Source organism: Mycetocola miduiensis (assembly GCF_900115155.1).
Lineage (GTDB): Bacteria > Actinomycetota > Actinomycetes > Actinomycetales > Microbacteriaceae > Mycetocola_A > Mycetocola_A miduiensis.
On the sequence record NZ_FOVM01000002.1, the window covers coordinates 1 to 1,539 of the forward strand.

At 62.8% G+C, this 1,539-nt stretch carries 1 protein-coding gene; it reads right to left on the bottom strand.

Going from position 1 to position 1,539, the window contains the following annotated elements; translation table 11 throughout:
- A partial coding sequence (locus BM197_RS03720) for a M28 family metallopeptidase (RefSeq protein WP_143094978.1) occupies window positions 1-1,242 on the bottom strand: 1,242 nt, incomplete at its 3' end.
- Window positions 1,243-1,539: the final 297 nt, after the last annotated feature.

The following is a 1,539-nucleotide window of genomic DNA, read 5'->3' on the forward strand; positions in this document are numbered from 1 at the left end:
GCCGTTGTTCAATGAGACCCAGACGCCCGCGTCCCCGAACCCGACAATGTCAGCGCTCTGATCGCCGGTCAGGTCGGCGGCGGCGCTACCCACAGCAGACAATGCCGCCGCGGGGACGTCGTTGAGATGGAGCCTGCGTGCCAACACGGCAACATTCATCCGGACGATCTGCGCAGCCAGGGCTCCGTTGACCTTGTCGAGGGTGTCGTTCGCGGTATGGATGCTGGTGTTGTTACTGTCCGAGCCCTCGATCGTCAGAAGTGCGGGGAGTCCGGCGTTGATGAATGGCACGTGGTCGCTGGCGAACGGATTGAGCGACGTCTGCACGGTCAGCGATGTGTATTCGTTGGCCGCATCGCTGAGGTCGTTCATCAGCTGTTGCGATACGGGCGCGCCCTCGAGCAGGACAGTTGGGGCAGGCACATTGAGTGTGCCGATCATGTCCATGTTGATCACAGCATCGAGCCGAGCGCGGTCAGCAGGGGTTAGGGCGGCAACATACTGCCGACTACCGTGAAGTCCCTCTTCCTCGCCACCGAACAGGATCAGGCGCAAGTCGTTCTCGGAACTCTGCGGGCCGAGCACCCGACCGATCTCGACAACGCCTGCTGACCCGCTGGCGTTGTCATCGGCCCCGGGAGCGGGCGCTCCCGCACCCCCGCTGATGTTGATGGAATCGAGATGTGCCGTCGCGATCACAAGTCGACGGTTGGCCCCGGTGCCTGACTTGTCCGCCACCAGGTTGGAACTCGGTGAACCTCCGACCGTGATCGTCTGCGTGGCGACGGCGAAACCGAAAGACTGAAGCCGGGTTCGAGCCCAGTCTGAGGCTGACGTGAACTCGCTGGAAAGCGAATGGCGAGTACGAAAACCGGCCAGGACGGTGCACGACGCGATCAGCTCACTCTCCGAAACCAGGTCAGTGATGGTTGATCTCGCCGTCGGAGCCTGCAGCGGGGCCGGAACTGTGCGCAAGACATGGCTGTTCTCCGGCACCGGGCTCACACCGAAGCACGCGCTGTTAGCCTGCTCGGCTTTGGCTCGTTCGTCATTCGTAAGCGAGACGACAAGGTACCGGCCGTTGTCCACGGCGACGCGCGCCTCAGGAAACTCTGACAGGAAGGAGTCGCCGGCCTGCCCGACAAGGTAGAGGGCACCATCCGCTGTCCGCTCGCCGGTATCCGCAAGCTGGAGCAACTCGTCCGGGAAGGGGAGCGACTGATCGTCCTGCCACCAGATCATCCGATCGCCAAGCCCACACCATCTGACGCTCGGGGCTCGAGCACTGAGCCCTGGTGCTGCCAGTAGCTGGTCGGGGGAGTCTCCCGCCGAATACGACGTGACGACATACGAGACCACGGGAGATCCCTTCAGAAAGGCGGCCGAGGATCGACCCGGCCACCGATTGGACTAACCGCCGATTGAACCTCGACCGGCGAGGAAGCGGGGGTGTTTCTCAACTCGCCAGCCGCCTGCCGTGTATGCAAAGTTGTCGATCACTTTGTTGATGGGTTTGAGGGTGCCGTTGCCGTTGTTCAG